We start from the raw sequence: 13921 nt of genomic DNA on the forward strand, positions 1-13921 counted from the left end.
GGCGGGACCACCGCACCGAGCGCCGCTCATGATCGCGGCGGCCCGGCTACCGCGGGTGCCGGGGAAGCCGGATCGTGACGACGAGGCCGCCGGAAGGGCGGGGTGCGAGGTCGAGGGCCCCGTCGTGTGCTCGGACGATGCTGTGCACGATGGTCAGCCCGAGGCCGACACCGGCGTGTTCGTCGGTGCGGATGCGCGTCGTTCCGCGTTGGAAGGGCTCGGTGAGGGTCGGCAGGAGTTGCGCCGGGAGCCGAGGGCCCGTGTTCTCGACCTGAAGCACGCTCGCACCGTTCTGCGATTCGGTGTGGACCGTCACGGTGCCGCCGGTCGGGAGGTTGTGGACGATCGCGTTCTGGACGAGGTTGGTCACCACCCGCAGAAGGAGCGCAGCGGAGCCGGCGGTGTGCGTCGCCTCGCCGGTGACGTCGAGCGTGATCTGGCGCCGTTCGGCGAGGGGAAGCAGTGTTTCGGTGGCCTCCTCGGCGATGAGGGACAGGTCGACGGGCTCGCGGGCGAAGCTCCTGCTGTTGCCGCGGCTGAGCAGCAGAAGGGCCTCGGTGAGGTCGATCGCCCGGGTGTTGACGGTGTGGAGGCGTTCGATGAGTTCGCCGTGATCGCTCTTGGGGTCACTCCGGGCGACGTCGAGGAGTGTCTGCGAGATGGCCAGCGGTGTGCGCAGTTCATGGGAGGCGTTGGCGGCGAATCGCTGCTGTTCGATGACGTGGGATTGCAGTTGTTCAAGCATGGTGTCGAACACGTCGGCGAGTTCGCGGAACTCGTCGTTGGGGCCTTGCATGCGGATCCGGTGCGACAGCGACCCGTTGGCGGCCATCCTCGCCGCGTCCGCGATCCGCGTGAGCGGCGCGAGCATCCGGCCGGCGAGAAGCCATCCCCCCAGGAGGCCGAACAGCAGCAGGAACACCAGTGCTTGGCCCGCGCGGGGAGCGAAGGCGCGCTGGAGGTCGGAGCGGTTGGGTGCGAACGGCTGGGCCGGCGCCCCGCGCCTGCCGCCCCCCGGCCCGGTGACGAGCGAGCCGTCCGGTACGTAGCGCAGCAGGAACACCCACACCACGGCCAGCAGGAGAGCACCGGCGACCATGAGGAACCCGGCGTAGCTGAGGGTGAGTTTCAGTCGGGTGCTCAGCCCCGGGCGCCTATCCATGGGTGCCGCCAGGTTGGACGGGGTCCTTGCCAGTGTCCGTGCCGGTGTCGATTCGGTAGCCGACGCCGGGCACAGTGGCGATCAGCCACGGTTCGCCGAGCCGTTTGCGCAAGGCGGAGACGGTGATGCGGACGGCGTTGGTGAAGGGATCGGCGTTGGCGTCCCAGGCCCGCTCCAGGAGCTCTTCGGCGCTGATGACACCGCCTTCTGCGGCGACGAGGACTTCGAGCACGGCGAACTGCTTGCGGGTGAGAGCGACGTAACGTCCGTCGCGGTAGACCTCCCGGCGGAAGGGGTCCAGCCGCAGGCCCGCGATCTCGCTGACCGGGGGCCGGGCGTGCGCGCGTCTGCGGTCCAGCGCCCGCAGCCGCAGCACGAGCTCCCGGAGATCGAACGGTTTGGTGAGGTAGTCGTCGGCGCCGAGCCCGAACCCGGACGCCTTGTCGTCGATCCGGTCGGCGGCGGTGAGCATGAGGATCGGGACGCCGCTGCCGGACGCGACGATCCGCCGGGCGATCTCATCGCCGGACGGGCCGGGGATGTCGCGGTCGAGGACCGCCAGGTCGTAGGAGTTGACGCTGAGCAGCTCCAAGGCGGTGTCCCCGTCGCCGGCGATGTCGGCGGCTATCGCCTCCAGCCGGAGACCGTCACGGACGGCTTCGGCCAGGTAGGGCTCGTCCTCCACGATCAGAACGCGCATACCTGCAGGTTAAGCGGCACCACATATCGCCGGCATATGCGAAACAAGCACGCCCGGCCCCGGCGGCCCTGCCTCCCTTTGCCTCTCGCAACGCCCGCCCGGCCTTCTCCGGGTCGGCCGGATCACAGGCTTCACACGCTCAGATTCGAGCCGGCCGGTGCGGGCACGGAGGCGGCGTCGACCAGGCGCACAACCAGCTGTTCGTAGGACAGTCCGGCAGCGGCGAACATCCTGGGCACCTGGGAGGCGGCCGTCATCCCCGGCATGGTGTTGACCTCGTTGAGGACGGGTCCGTGGTCGGTGAGGAAGAAGTCGATGCGGGCGACACCGGCGCAGCCGAGCGCGTCGAACATCCGCAGCGCCGCCCCGGTCAGCGCCGCCCGGTCAGCGCCGTCGATGCCGGCGGGCACGCTGAACCGGGCTGAACCGTCGTACTTCGACCGGGTGTCGAACAGGCCGTCGGCATGGATCTCCAGCGGCGGCGACGCCCACCGGCGGCCATCGGCCTCGCGCAGGACGGCCACGTCGATCTCCCGGCCCACGACGACGTCCTCGATCAGGATCCGGTCGTCGAATCGCGCCGCGCAGCGCAGCGCGTCGCGTAGCTGGGAGGCGCCGCGCGCCAGGGCGACACCGAAACTCGACCCGGCCGAGGCCGGCTTGACCACCACCTCGGACTCGAACTCGACGTCCGCGATCTGTGCCGCTGTCACCAGTCGGCCGGGCGCGGTGTGGATCCCGACGGCCTGTGCCACGAGCTTGGTGGCCCACTTGTCCATGCCGAGCGCACCGGCGCGCAGGCCCGAGCCGACCATCGGCGTGTGCGTGAGGGCGCACAACGCCGCGAGGGTCCCGTCCTCGCCGGACGGGCCGTGGACTGCGGGGAAGACGACGTCGGCGCGTTCGATGACGCTCAGCGCCGCCGCCAGGGAACCGACGGCCTGTGACCCGAGCACATCGGCTCCCCGCCTCCACAGACCGTCGCGGCCGATGGTCAGCTCGTCCACGTCGAATCCGCTGGAACACAACGCCTTGGCGACCGCTGTGGCGGTGGCCAGAGAGACGTCGTGCTCGGCGTTCTGTCCGCCGCCGATCACCACGATCCGCCGTGTCATGCGATGCCGCCTTTCACGTGATGCTCCTTTTCACACGCGGCCCGATGCCGGTGACGATGGTGTGCGGAATGGTCCCGGCCCAACGAGCCCAGTCCTGGACGGCCGGGACCGCGCCCCCGTCCGGGCCGAACACGGTCGCGGACGTGCCGGCCGGGAAGGACACGGCACCGGTGTCGATCACGATCTGGTCCATCGAGACCCGTCCGACGACCGGGAAACGGCGCCCGCGGATCTCAACGCCGGCCTGGGGCGAGCACTCTCGCGGGATCCCATCGGCGTAACCGACCGGCAGGACGCTCAGATGGGCGGCACGATCGGTGACATACGCACCTGCGTAACCGACCGGCGTCCCGGCCGGGGCCGCCGTCGTGTGCACGATCGGTGCGGTCAGACGGGACGCGCCGTGCATCGCCACGGTCCCGGAGGGATCGATGCCGACGAGTCCCGCCCCGACGCGGACCATCCCGAAATGGGTCGCCGGGTCGGTCAACGTCCCCGACGTGGCCGCGAGATGGACGACCGGCGAACCGAGCCCCGCCGCCCGGACCGCCCGCTGCGCCTCCCGCATACCGGCGACCGCCGGCGCGTTCGCCGCCGGGTCGGCCCGGTCGGCCAACGGAAGATGCCCCATGACGCCCACGACGCGGATCCTGCGAGCCCGTTGACCACGCTGAGCGAGGCCGATCAGCTCGTCCCATTGCCTGCGGGGGCAGCCCCCACGAGACATTCCGGTGTCCACATGCAGATGAACCCGCACCGGCGATGCGGCTTGCGCGATAAGCGCGCCGAGCTCGTCCACCGACCCGACCGCGACATCGACCTTGGCGGCCACCGCTGGCTCGGCGTCGATCCCGGACGGATGCAACCACGTGAGGATCGGCACCTCCAACCCGGCGGCGCGCAACGCACAGCCCTCCGCGACGCTCGTCGTCCCGAGCCACTCGGCACCGGCGGCGACGGCGGCCTTGGCGACCGTGACGGCACCGTGGCCGTAACCGTCGGCTTTGACCACGGCCATGATCGTGCTCGACGTCCGCGCACGAATCCTGGCCACGTTCGCGGTCACCGCCACGGGCAGCGTCTCCAAGGTCGGCGGCCGGTAGGTACCTGATCGGCGCTGGGGCACGACCGGAACCCGGTTCAAGGCCGCGTCCTCGGGTCCTCAACCGGGTCCGCACACATCCGCGGGCAACCGTCGGCGGCATCGGGACGCAGCTCGTCATGCCAAGACTCATTGCCATAGACCGGACACAGCCCGTACCAGGCGCCGTGCTCAGACAGCCAAGCCGCGGCATCCGGATGCGGAAGCCGGACCGGCTCCGCCGTCCGGTACTCGAAGTGCCACCACTCGTTGTCGTAGACGCGGTAAAGCCGGTACCGCCCGCCGTGCCGTTCGAGCCACCGCGCGCCCTCGGTCGGCCGGACGTCGAGCGCGAGCCCCCGCACGTGACTGGATTCCTCCGGTGGCAGCACCCGGCGCCGCGCCGCCGCCACCGAGCCGGTGCGCCGCACCTCCTCGGCGAAGATCCGGCGCTGTTCCACCGCGTCGCGATGTCCCGAGGTGAGGCCGATCAACTGCCCGTCGCGCCAGAACGCCTCGGCCCGCGCATGCGTGAACGCCGCCAGCGTCTCCGGTGTCAGCCCGCGCAGATCCTCAGCGGGATAGCGCAGGGCAAGCGCCCACTGGCAGGCCAGGAAGCGGGCCCGGCCCGGCGCGCGGCAGAAGGCGATCGGCACCAGCAGCACCGCGACGAGCCGACTGATGGACGCCAGGACGCGCGCTTTGATCGCCAAGGATTGATTCGCCACGACTCACCGCCGAAGCCCGTACGCAGGGCCTCGGTCGGCGAGAGCCGGGCGGCGCAGGGCGATCGCCACACCGAGGATCGCCAGACTGACGAGCACGCCCCTGCGCCGACGACGGGCCGACGCTGACAGTGATGCGCTGTGATCCATGCCTCCACGGAAGGCGAACGGCAGTTGCGACGGCGTATGCGATTTTCGATACGCCCGCGATACACGCCATCCCCGGCATCGAAGAACCGGCGCAAGCCGTCAGTGCGATGCACCCACTCGCCTGGGCTCATCACCCTGTGAAGCACAGGTGTTTCCCCTGGTGTAGGGGTATGTGCCCGCCTGGACGCTCATGTCGCGAGCAAGATGACCAAAACACCCGACGAGGTGATGTCGAGACGGCCGTGCCGGCTCCGACCTTCTCGTGACGGCACCGGACGGTGGTGCCGATGGATCGAAGGAGCACCCGATGTCCAAGGTTCGCGTTCACAACTTCACGATCTCGCTCGACGGCTTTGGCACCGGCGCCGGTCAGGCCCCGGACGCCCCGTTCGGCCACGCCGGCGAGCGCCTGCACGAGTGGATGTTCGCCACCCGGTTCTGGGGCGAGATGACCGGCGCCCAAGGCGGCAGCACCGGCGCCGACCACGCGTTCGCCGCGCAGCACGGCCCCGGCATCGGCGCCGAGATCATGGGCGCCGGCAAGTTCGGCCCGCCCGGATGGCAGGACGACCCCGACTACAAGGGCTGGTGGGGCCCCAACCCGCCGTTCCACACCCCCGTCTTCGTCCTCACCCACCGGCCCCGGCCTTCGATCGAGATGGAGGGCGGCACCACCTTCCACTTCCTGGACGCCACACCCGCCGAAGCGCTCAACGCGGCCCGCGAGGCGGCCGGTGGCCAGGACGTGCGCCTGGGCGGCGGCCCCTCGGTGATCCGCGACTTCCTTGCCGAGGGCCTGGTCGATCACATGCACGTGGTTCAGGTCCCGATGCTGCTCGGCCGCGGTGTCCGGCTCTGGGACGGTCTGGAGTCGCTGGAGGAGACGTACGACATCGAGGCGGTCTCCACGCCCAGCGGCGTGACGCACCTGACGTTCACCGCCAAGCGCCGCTGACCGCGAAGCCGCGAGGTCTCCGGTAGCCGGGACGGACTCCGAAGACCTCGCGGCCGCCCCCGGACGAGCAGACCCCAAGTGCCAGATCGCGTCTGTTAACCGGCTGGCATCATGGGAGTTCGATCTTGAAGGGGACTGACCGCGTGAGACTCACCCGTGACCCCGTGTACGGCGAAGTGGATCTCAAGGCATCGGCAGAGGAACTGAATCGCTTGGCGGACGCGGTGGCCGAGGGTGAGGGCCTGCTCAGCTCTACGCCTTCGCCAGGCGGCGACGCCCTGGCGGGGATCGTGGTCAAGAGAGCTGCCGGCCCCGGTGTCCTCGTCCATCTGGATTCCGAGCGGCAATTCCTCGTGATCAGCGGTGACGCCGCAGGCCGGGCGGTACTCGCGGACAATCTGCGTGGCATGGCTTCCGCCGAAGACGGCGGTCACCTCCACATCGACTATTTCCCGGGGCACTTCTACCTGTCTGAAGGGTCTCTGCCGCTGGTGGTCAACAGCCCACACGGAGGCATGCCAAACCGCTAGCGTCGGCCCATTCCTCCAGACCAAGCTCCGCTTGCGCGAGAGCCGCAGCAGTTGGACGTCTTGCTCAGCAGTGCCCTAGCGAAGAGCGCAGACGCGACGCCCTCGTCCGACATCAGCAGGATGCCCGCGCCGTCGGCGACCAGTCCGGCATCGACCTCCAGCATGGCGGCGAGGACCACGGCTCTTCACGAGGTCGGCGGGCGATGCGCCCGTCCACCGCGATCACCTCTTCTCCCTCAGCAGCGCCACGGCCCGGCGCGTGGCATCGGGGTCGGCGACGGCCATCAGGCCGAGCAGCCCGTCAACGTCCGAGGCCGAGATCGCGACGCGGCCGGTTGCCTCCCAGATTCCGCGCTCGTCCCGCGTGATCGTCCAGCCGGGGAAGAGGTGCTGGAGCAGCAGCAGCGTGACGGGCTCGTTCGTCTCCGGCCGCCGGCGGGTCAGCGAAGCTTGGCCCACACGACCTTCCCTTCCTCGTTGAGGGGACGGACGCCCCACCTCTGCACCAGCTCCGCCATCAGCGCCAGCCCACGGCCGGACGTGGCGGCGTAGTTGTCCGGCTTGATCATCGGCCGCCCCTCCCCGCCGTCCCACACCTCCACGACCACGAGGCCGTCGCGCTCGTCCTGGAACACTCGCACGACGATCGGCCCTTTCCCGTGCTGCCAGGCGTTGGTGACCAGCTCGCAGACGACGAGCCGTCCCACGTAGTCGTCGGCGATTCCCCACTCCGCGAACCGCTCGGCGAGGAACCGCCGCGCCAGCCGCGGAGCCTCTTCTGTGGGATCGAGTACGAGTGTCGGGGTCTCGGGCGCACATGTCGGAGCGGCCACTTCAGATCACCTCCGGAACATTCCGTGATTGGGCTGTAACGGAGCGTCCCGCGCGAAAGGATGCCAACGAGGCACAGAACACATGGTCGCGGGCATCACCGCGACTCTGCGTTCGCCACCGTTCATCGTTCGGTCATCACCGGTCGGAGGAGACGACATGCCGCAACGTCCAAAGCGCCTAACGCCCTCGCGCGGCCCCCTGGACCTGTTCGGATCCGAGGTGCGCCGATACCGGCAACTGGCGGGGTTGTCCCTCGCCCAACTCGCGGACCAGATCCCGTACGCCGCGTCCACCATCGGGGAAATCGAGCGAGGCGAGTCAAGCTGCGACCGAGTGTTCGCCGAGCAGTGCGACCATGTACTCGACACCCGAGAAGCCCTCGCCCACCTCCACGACGGCCTCTTCGACGGCCGCACGGCCGTGTTCCCCGAACACTTCGCCCGATGGCCCGAGTACGAGGCCAGAGCCGAGACCCTGCGTTCCTACCAGCCGCTCGTGATCCATGGCCTGTTGCAGACGCCGAGTTATGCCGAGGTGCTCCTGTACGGCGACCAGCAAGCGGTGCAGGGCCGGATCGACCGGCAGGCCATCCTCATCAGGGACGAACCGCCCCCGCCGAGGCTGATCTACATCCTGCCGGAACGAGTCCTGCGCTCACGGGTCGGCACCGCCGAGGTGATGTACGAACAACTTCACCGACTCGCCGATGCCGTATCTCCACGCCTGTCCGTTCAAGTGATTCCGGACGGTGCCCCACATCCGGGCAACTCGGGAGCGTTCATCATCGCGACCCTGCCCGGCAGCCTGCGGGCCGCTTACACTGTCTCCGAGCCGCACGGCAGGATTTTGGATGGGCTGTCCGACATCGAACGACTGGACGAGCGGTTCGCGGACATTTCCACTTACGCACTTCCGGCCGAACTGTCGGCGGTGCTGATCAGGGAGATCGCGGAGGAAGTATGGAAGCCATGACCCCCCGCCCCGCGTGGCGAAAGAGCAGCCACAGCAGTTCACAGGGCGACGACTGCGTTGAACTGGCCGACCTCAACGGTGTCATCGGCGTCCGCGACAGCAAGGACCCGGACGGCCCCAAGCTGCTCATGGACGCCGACGAATTTGCGGCCCTTGTGGCGGCACTGAAGCGCTGACCTCCCAGACGGCAGAGGATCGATAGAAGACGTGACATCTCGGCCGACGTGGTAACCCCTCGCCTCACCTGGCGTAAGAGCACCTACAGCAGCAACCAGGGAGCCGGCTGCGTCGAACTGGCGCCGACTTCGCCGGAGTCCGCGCCAGTGAAGTTCGGACGTGCCGAAGTCGGTCGTGAGCCGTGTGGCCTTCTGCTGGCGGACATCTATAAATGCTGGTGGACGGTCTTGAGAGTGCCGGTTGACGGCCAAGGCCTGTGTCGCCAGGCGGACAACGAAGGTGCCGGTTCAGAAGTGCGGTTCTTGGCGTAGCCGGGCGTGATGTCGCTGCGGGTCCCGATGATTCGTCCCAGCACATCATCAGCCGATGCGGCTCAGTAACGTCTACTGGAAACGGTAGTTGTACAGCCGTGAGTTCGTCGCTCGGTCGGTCGAGAAGGACGCTTTTACAGGCACCACATTCAGGATGTCCGCTGCCGGTTAGTCTCGTGAGGCGCCCGCCGGCCAGATGGCTCGGACGGGCTTGTTGAGGGCGTGGGCGGCTTGGACTACGTCGGCGGTGCCGCCGTAGCCGCGGGCGGGTTGGCCGTCCCAGACCGCCCAGAGTTCGTCAGCGAGGGTGAGCATGTGTTGGCTGGCGGCCATGTGGGCTTCGCTGTCGGATTCGGTGAAGGGCATGTGGTGCACTTTGGTGGCTTGGGCGAGGAGCTTGCGGTACTCGGCGTGGTGCTCCTCGGGTAGGCCGGCGAGGTACTGCTCTGCTGGGACGATGACCTCGACCTGGCCGCCGTGTGCGAGTACGGCACGGGCGAACAAGGTGTCGGCGCCGTCGGCGAGGCAGGTCAGGCCGACAATGTTCGCGGTGACCGGGGCGAGCGCCTCCTCGAGCGCTTCGGCTACGAGGGCTTCGGTTGCCTCTGGGAGGAGGCGGTGTCCAGAAATGGCGATGCGCAATGGGTGCTCCTATAGCAGGGTCGATCTCAAGCGGTCGTCGAAGCGGGTCACGGTGGGTGTTGCGGACGGGGTGTTGAGGTAGCGGAACTGCCGGGCTTGCCTGATGATGCGCTCCGATCCGTACGTGATGCCTGTGTCGAGTGCGTCGAGGGCAAGGGTGAACGCCTCGTCGATTTCGCCGCGTTGGCAGGCTGCCGTCGCTACCTCCAGGGTGGTCAACGCGGCCTGCTTGGGTGCGGGTTGAGCGGTCGGGAGCGATTCGGTAAAGGCGCGGGCGGCTTCGGTGGGCTGGCCGAGTCGGACCGCAATTGAGGCCCGGGTGCGTGCGAGCTTGGTCTGGTCGAAGGGGTACACCCATGGCCAGGGAGGAGGGCCACCTGCGCGGGAGATTGCGCGTTCGGCGCTTCTGATCGCGTGGGTAGCAGCGCTCTCGTCGGGGTGGGGGCCGGAGGCGTGTGCCAGGGCTTCAAGGGACGCGAGCCAGGCGGTCGGCGTACTTCCTGCGGATGGCGGCAGTGTCTTTCGGGCTTTGTCGATCATGGCGAGGCCGAGCAGCGGGTCGCCGGCTGCGTCGATCTCGAATGAGGCAAGGCTTCCCGTCATATAGACGACGAGCAGGTCGTTCTTGGCGAGCTTGGCCGCGGTGATCGCCTGACGGTAGTAGGTGCGAGCGCTGCCGAGGTCGAGCATGTCCATGGACAGCCAGGCCGCGAAACCGGCTGCCTCGCTGACGGCGGCCGCGATGGCGGGGGTTTGTGGGCCTGCGCCGCGGTGCGCTCTGACGGCCAACTCCAGATGCGAGCGGACGCCGTCGATGAGGTCGCGAGAGCAGAAGGAGGCGTCCAGGCGTCGTTGTGAGCCGGTGATGGCCGTCAGGTCGGAGGCCGTGTTCTCGCCGGTGGCGAGCGCGGTAGCGGGGGACGGCAAGAGGGCCAGGGCGGCGAGCTTGCCGAATTGCCTGCGATTCGTGGGATCTTCCTCGTCTATCCGATGATCGCCGAATCGGAGCAGTTCTGCGGGGATGCCGAGTCGGCGGATGATGATCTGGACCTGGGCGAGCGTGAGTGAGGTCTCCCTGCGCAGGACCTTCGATACCCAGCTCTGTGTGTAGCCGACCGCCTCGCCGAGGTCGGTCTGGCTCCAGCCTCTTGCCTTCCGGATCTCTTCCATCAGGGTCGGCACGTCGCATGTTGCGAGGGCCTGACTCACGGTCGGAATCGACCAGAAACCGAGGGGCTCGTCCATGAAATCTAGGCTACGCACCGCCTCTGAGCGGCTGAGAGTCCTGATTGGAATAGGCCAGCTTCGTTTTCTAGTCGCGGCAGTGGTAGCGCCTTCCCGGGGAGTCTGCGGAACGTGACCATCAGGTTGCCGAGCGAAAGCGCCGTTTGCCGGTAGCTCGCCCCTCTGACCGCCACCTTTAGGAGCAGTTCCACATCATGCAGGATGAACAAGTTGCAAGGGCGGCGGACGGACATTACGGGCTATCGCTCGCGATTCGTTGCGGCAGCAGATGTGATCTCTCGAATGCATCCACACAGCGAGCCGTAGAAGGGCTGTGCGAGCGGTTCCCGTGGGCGCAGTGCTGGTGGGGACCGTATACGCGGAGCTGGTGGGCATACCTGCCGGGCGTCGGGCTCGGGAGGCTGGTCGAGGCCGGCGGTCCGGAGTTGCTTGCTGAGGAGATCCTGCGGGCGCTGTGGTCGTCGTGGCGGTGAAGCCCAGTGGATGCGTGCCGTTCGAAGTCTGCGGAGCGCTCGTGGAGGAAGCGATCCGCGAGGCCCTGTCAGGCCGGTTCTTCAAAGGCACGGTTGAAGAGACGCTCGCCGTGGCCCGCGGCAAGGTCGAGCAGCTTCGCGCCGACCTGGACGAGGTCGATGACGGGATCCGTGCGCCTGGCGGACACCAGGCCGCCGACACCTCCGCCTGTGGCGCGCACCAGAAGGGCGGGTGATCGGCGTCTGGACAACCTGGTCAGACCGGCTCGGCTGTGTATCTGGCGGCAACCGGGCTCGGAGACGTTCGATCCTCGGATGGGCGGGAGGCCTAGATTGAGACGTTCCTTGATTCTCGACACCCATGCCAGTTCCTGCTACTTCCGGACGTCGGTGGGAGAGGGGGAGCGCAAGGCGCTCGTGCAGATCACCGAACGGTGCAACCTGCACTGCGCACACTGCTTCGTGTCCTCGACGGCCGTCGGCGGTGACATCTCGTTGACCGACTTCACCAGCAAGGTGTTGCCCCGGCTGCGGGCCGCGCGGGTGGAGCGCATCACGCTGACCGGTGGAGAGCCGTTCGTTCATCCAGAGTTGCTACCGATGTGCGCTGCCGTCATCGAGGCGGGCCTGCCGGTGGGCATCTGCACCAACGCCACCCGCGTCACCGAGCAGCAGATCGCGGAGCTGGTCGCTCTGGACGATGTGCACATCAACGTCAGTCTCGACGGCTTCCGGCCCACCTCGCACGGCAAGTTCCGCGGCAACGTCGCCTCGTTCGAGGTGACCGTGGAGACCACCCGCAAGCTCGCGGCCGCCGGCCTGCTGCAAGGGCTGCTGTCGACTCCGAACGCGCTGACCGATCCTGAAGAGTTCGCCGACCTGTGCGCATTTGCGGTCGAGATCGGGGCCAAGTACGTCCTGATGAACCCGCTGTCATCGTTCGGACGCGGGGTCAAGTCCCAGGGACGGCTGGCCGCCCCCGAGGAGGCCATGCGGGCGATCGAGGCGGCAACGAGGCGCTTCGACGGACAGGGCGTGGAGCTGGTCCACATCCGGTTCCCCAACGAGGACAAGCCCCTGGCGGGATGCGACGCCGGAAAACTGATCTACGTCTTCGTCGACGGGGCCACAGCGGTCTGTCCCTACCTGGTGTTCGCCGCCCGCACGCCACAGTCTCAGTACGCCGACACCGAGTTCCTGGTCGGCAACATCTTGGCGGACGACGTCACCGAGGCACTGGACGGCTACGACCTGGCCGGGCGCCTTGCGATGGGACGCAACAACACCTGTCATTCGTGCACGCTGAACGGCACATGCGGAAAAGGCTGTCCGGCCGCGGTGGTCTCGCGAGGGGAACGCATCGGCGAAGTGGACGTCGAGCAGTGCCCGCAGACCGACGGCAAGCCGCTGCTGCAGATAGGACGGCGGCCGACGTGACCGGGATCTTCATAGCGATCGAGGGGCCCAACGGGGTCGGGAAGTCGGTCAGCTCCCGTCTGCTGGCCACCCGACTGGCCACGCGCGGACACTCGGTCCACCTGACCACCGAGCCGAGCCGCAATCGCCTGGGCACCCTGATACGGCAGACCGAGGCGGAACTATCCGGCCGGGCGCTCGCGCTCGCAGTCGCGGCCGACCGGGCCGCTCACGTGGTGGACGAGATCGCCCCCGCTCTGGCCGACGGGAAGATGGTGATCAGTGACCGCTACCTCCCCTCCTCTCTGGTCCTCCAACGGCTGGACGGGGTGCCTCTAGCGGAGATCTGGCGTTACAACGCCTTCGTGCCGCGCCCGTGCCTCACCCTCTACCTTGAGGAGGATCCCGCGGTCATCAGCGCCCGCTTGAAGGAGCGCCAAGTCCTCAGCAGGCTTGAGCAGACCGGTTCGCCCAGCCGTGAGCTGGCGCTGTACCGCAAGGCGTACACGTTCCTGGGGCGGCGACGCTGGCGGCAGGCGCGTATCGACTGCCGTGGTCTGACACCCGACGAAGTAGTGAAGGCCATGCTCGGCCGCATCGATCTTCTGAATCTCTGGGAAAGGAATCCCCTGTCGTGCTCTCGGTCCTGACCGTCAACCTCGGCGCGGCGGCCCGTCCGCGTGCTGAAGCCATGTTGGGCTGGCTGGCAGCTCGCCCCGAACAGGTGCTGCTGCTCACCGAGACCAGCGCGGGGCCCGGTACGGCCTACCTGCTCGAACGCTTCCGTGAGGCAGGACACGCGGTCATCAAGACCCCGGACGAAGGCGAACGGGGCGCAGCCATCGTCAGTTGCGTCAAGGTTCTGGAGGAGTCATCGGCGAAGCTCAGCAACGTCACGGTGCCCGGACGGGTCGCCGCCTGCCTTCTGGACTGCGAGCCGCGGGTCTTCGCCGTCGCCGTCTACGTGCCCAGCCGCGACCGCAGCCAGAGCAAGACCACTCGCAAGCAGCAGTTCATCACGTCCTTCCAGACGGCCCTCGCCTCCTTGCCGCAGGAGGCGGCGGCCAACGTTCTCGTGGGAGGTGACTACAACGTCATCAGCCGTGATCACGAGCCCCGCCACCGCGGCTTCCTGCCGTTCGAGTACGGCCTACTGGAGACGCTGGAGTCGACCGGCTACGTCGACACGTACACGAGGCTGCACCCCGACGAACAGGCCCACTCCTGGATCGGCCGGACCGGCGACGGCTACCGCTACGACTACTTCCACGCCGGACCTGCCCTCGCCGACAGGGTCACCGACTGCCGATACCTCCACGAGACCCGTGACAGCAAGCTCACCGACCATGCGGCGCTCACTGTGACCCTGGACGTCGTCCCCAATCTGTTGCCCACGACGGATCCGGCCACCAGCGGCGCGCTGTTCTGAGCTG

At 68.2% G+C, this 13921-nt stretch carries 18 protein-coding genes; 9 read left to right on the forward strand and 9 right to left on the reverse strand.

Translation table 11 applies throughout. The annotated features are described in order from the left end of the window. Positions 1–46 precede the first annotated feature (46 nt). The 5 genes from AB0C35_RS11070 to AB0C35_RS11090 all read right to left on the reverse strand — a co-directional run bounded on the left by AB0C35_RS11070 (position 47) and on the right by AB0C35_RS11090 (position 4771). Positions 47–1162 (reverse strand): HAMP domain-containing sensor histidine kinase, encoded by a 1116-nt coding sequence (locus tag AB0C35_RS11070; RefSeq protein WP_358453104.1) that lies wholly within the window; start codon positions 1160–1162, stop codon positions 47–49. Next, on the reverse strand, positions 1155–1862 hold the full coding sequence (locus tag AB0C35_RS11075) for a response regulator transcription factor (RefSeq protein WP_358453107.1): 708 nt from the start codon (positions 1860–1862) through the stop codon (positions 1155–1157). The genes AB0C35_RS11070 and AB0C35_RS11075 overlap by 8 nt, the downstream gene beginning before the upstream one ends. A gap of 131 nt (positions 1863–1993) precedes the next feature. Continuing rightward, on the reverse strand, positions 1994–2977 hold the full coding sequence (locus tag AB0C35_RS11080; protein ID WP_358453110.1) for a D-alanine--D-alanine ligase: 984 nt from the start codon (positions 2975–2977) through the stop codon (positions 1994–1996). Positions 2978–2990: 13 nt separating this feature from the next. Beyond that, complete coding sequence (gene alr, locus AB0C35_RS11085) at positions 2991–3989, reverse strand: alanine racemase (RefSeq protein ID WP_358453113.1); 999 nt, start codon at positions 3987–3989, stop codon at positions 2991–2993. 128 nt (positions 3990–4117) lie between these two features. Further along, a complete protein-coding gene (locus tag AB0C35_RS11090) occupies positions 4118–4771 on the reverse strand; it encodes a M15 family metallopeptidase (RefSeq protein ID WP_358453116.1) in 654 nt (217 codons plus the stop codon). 469 nt (positions 4772–5240) lie between these two features. Between AB0C35_RS11090 and AB0C35_RS11095 the strand changes: the two genes are divergently transcribed. Next, positions 5241–5888 carry a dihydrofolate reductase family protein gene (locus AB0C35_RS11095; protein ID WP_358453119.1) on the forward strand — a complete coding sequence of 216 codons (648 nt, stop codon included), beginning with the start codon at positions 5241–5243 and terminating at the stop codon, positions 5886–5888. A 164-nt stretch (positions 5889–6052) separates the two neighbouring features. Beyond that, the gene (locus tag AB0C35_RS11100; RefSeq protein WP_358453122.1) at positions 6053–6418 is read left to right on the forward strand and encodes a hypothetical protein; all 366 of its coding nucleotides are present in this window, start codon (positions 6053–6055) and stop codon (positions 6416–6418) included. Between the two features lie 222 nt (positions 6419–6640). Here the strand turns inward: AB0C35_RS11100 and AB0C35_RS11105 are convergent, their stop codons facing one another. Both AB0C35_RS11105 and AB0C35_RS11110 read right to left on the reverse strand, forming a co-directional pair. Further along, a complete protein-coding gene (locus AB0C35_RS11105) occupies positions 6641–6877 on the reverse strand; it encodes a hypothetical protein (RefSeq protein WP_358453125.1) in 237 nt (78 codons plus the stop codon). Continuing rightward, complete coding sequence (locus AB0C35_RS11110; protein ID WP_358453128.1) at positions 6859–7251, reverse strand: ATP-binding protein; 393 nt, start codon at positions 7249–7251, stop codon at positions 6859–6861. The genes AB0C35_RS11105 and AB0C35_RS11110 overlap by 19 nt, the downstream gene beginning before the upstream one ends. A gap of 82 nt (positions 7252–7333) precedes the next feature. Between AB0C35_RS11110 and AB0C35_RS11115 the strand changes: the two genes are divergently transcribed. Genes AB0C35_RS11115 through AB0C35_RS11125 form a run of 3 tightly spaced genes read left to right on the forward strand, consistent with a single transcriptional unit; the run spans position 7334 to position 8712 of the window. After that, positions 7334–8224, forward strand: a complete 891-nt coding sequence (locus AB0C35_RS11115; protein ID WP_358453131.1) for a helix-turn-helix transcriptional regulator — start codon at positions 7334–7336, stop codon at positions 8222–8224. After that, on the forward strand, positions 8212–8400 hold the full coding sequence (locus AB0C35_RS11120) for a DUF397 domain-containing protein (protein WP_358453134.1): 189 nt from the start codon (positions 8212–8214) through the stop codon (positions 8398–8400). The genes AB0C35_RS11115 and AB0C35_RS11120 overlap by 13 nt, the downstream gene beginning before the upstream one ends. Positions 8401–8448: 48 nt before the next feature. Beyond that, entirely contained in the window at positions 8449–8712 is a 264-nt protein-coding gene (locus AB0C35_RS11125; RefSeq protein ID WP_358453137.1) for a DUF397 domain-containing protein, read from the forward strand. A 168-nt stretch (positions 8713–8880) separates the two neighbouring features. Here AB0C35_RS11125 and AB0C35_RS11130 read toward each other — a convergent pair whose 3' ends face one another. Together AB0C35_RS11130 and AB0C35_RS11135 are read right to left on the reverse strand one after the other, a co-directional pair. Beyond that, positions 8881–9354, reverse strand: coding sequence for a hypothetical protein (locus AB0C35_RS11130; RefSeq protein ID WP_358453140.1), 474 nt, complete (start codon positions 9352–9354; stop codon positions 8881–8883). A gap of 9 nt (positions 9355–9363) precedes the next feature. Next, a complete protein-coding gene (locus AB0C35_RS11135) occupies positions 9364–10599 on the reverse strand; it encodes a helix-turn-helix transcriptional regulator (RefSeq protein ID WP_358453143.1) in 1236 nt (411 codons plus the stop codon). Positions 10600–11086: 487 nt separating this feature from the next. On the opposite strand from AB0C35_RS11135, the gene AB0C35_RS11140 reads away from it, so the two are divergent. The 4 genes from AB0C35_RS11140 (at position 11087) to AB0C35_RS11155 (ending at position 13917) form a co-directional block, all read left to right on the forward strand. After that, on the forward strand, positions 11087–11308 hold the full coding sequence (locus AB0C35_RS11140) for a hypothetical protein (RefSeq protein WP_358453146.1): 222 nt from the start codon (positions 11087–11089) through the stop codon (positions 11306–11308). 97 nt (positions 11309–11405) lie between these two features. Continuing rightward, a complete protein-coding gene (locus AB0C35_RS11145; protein WP_358453149.1) occupies positions 11406–12509 on the forward strand; it encodes a radical SAM/SPASM domain-containing protein in 1104 nt (367 codons plus the stop codon). Continuing rightward, positions 12506–13138 carry a dTMP kinase gene (tmk, locus tag AB0C35_RS11150; RefSeq protein WP_358453152.1) on the forward strand — a complete coding sequence of 211 codons (633 nt, stop codon included), beginning with the start codon at positions 12506–12508 and terminating at the stop codon, positions 13136–13138. Before AB0C35_RS11145 ends, tmk begins: the two co-directional genes overlap by 4 nt. Then, positions 13123–13917: an endonuclease/exonuclease/phosphatase family protein gene (locus AB0C35_RS11155; RefSeq protein WP_358453155.1), complete on the forward strand. Its 795-nt coding sequence runs from the start codon at positions 13123–13125 to the stop codon at positions 13915–13917. The genes tmk and AB0C35_RS11155 overlap by 16 nt, the downstream gene beginning before the upstream one ends. Positions 13918–13921: the final 4 nt, after the last annotated feature.

It is taken from the genome of Spirillospora sp. NPDC048819 (assembly GCF_040650055.1).
Lineage (GTDB): Bacteria > Actinomycetota > Actinomycetes > Streptosporangiales > Streptosporangiaceae > Spirillospora.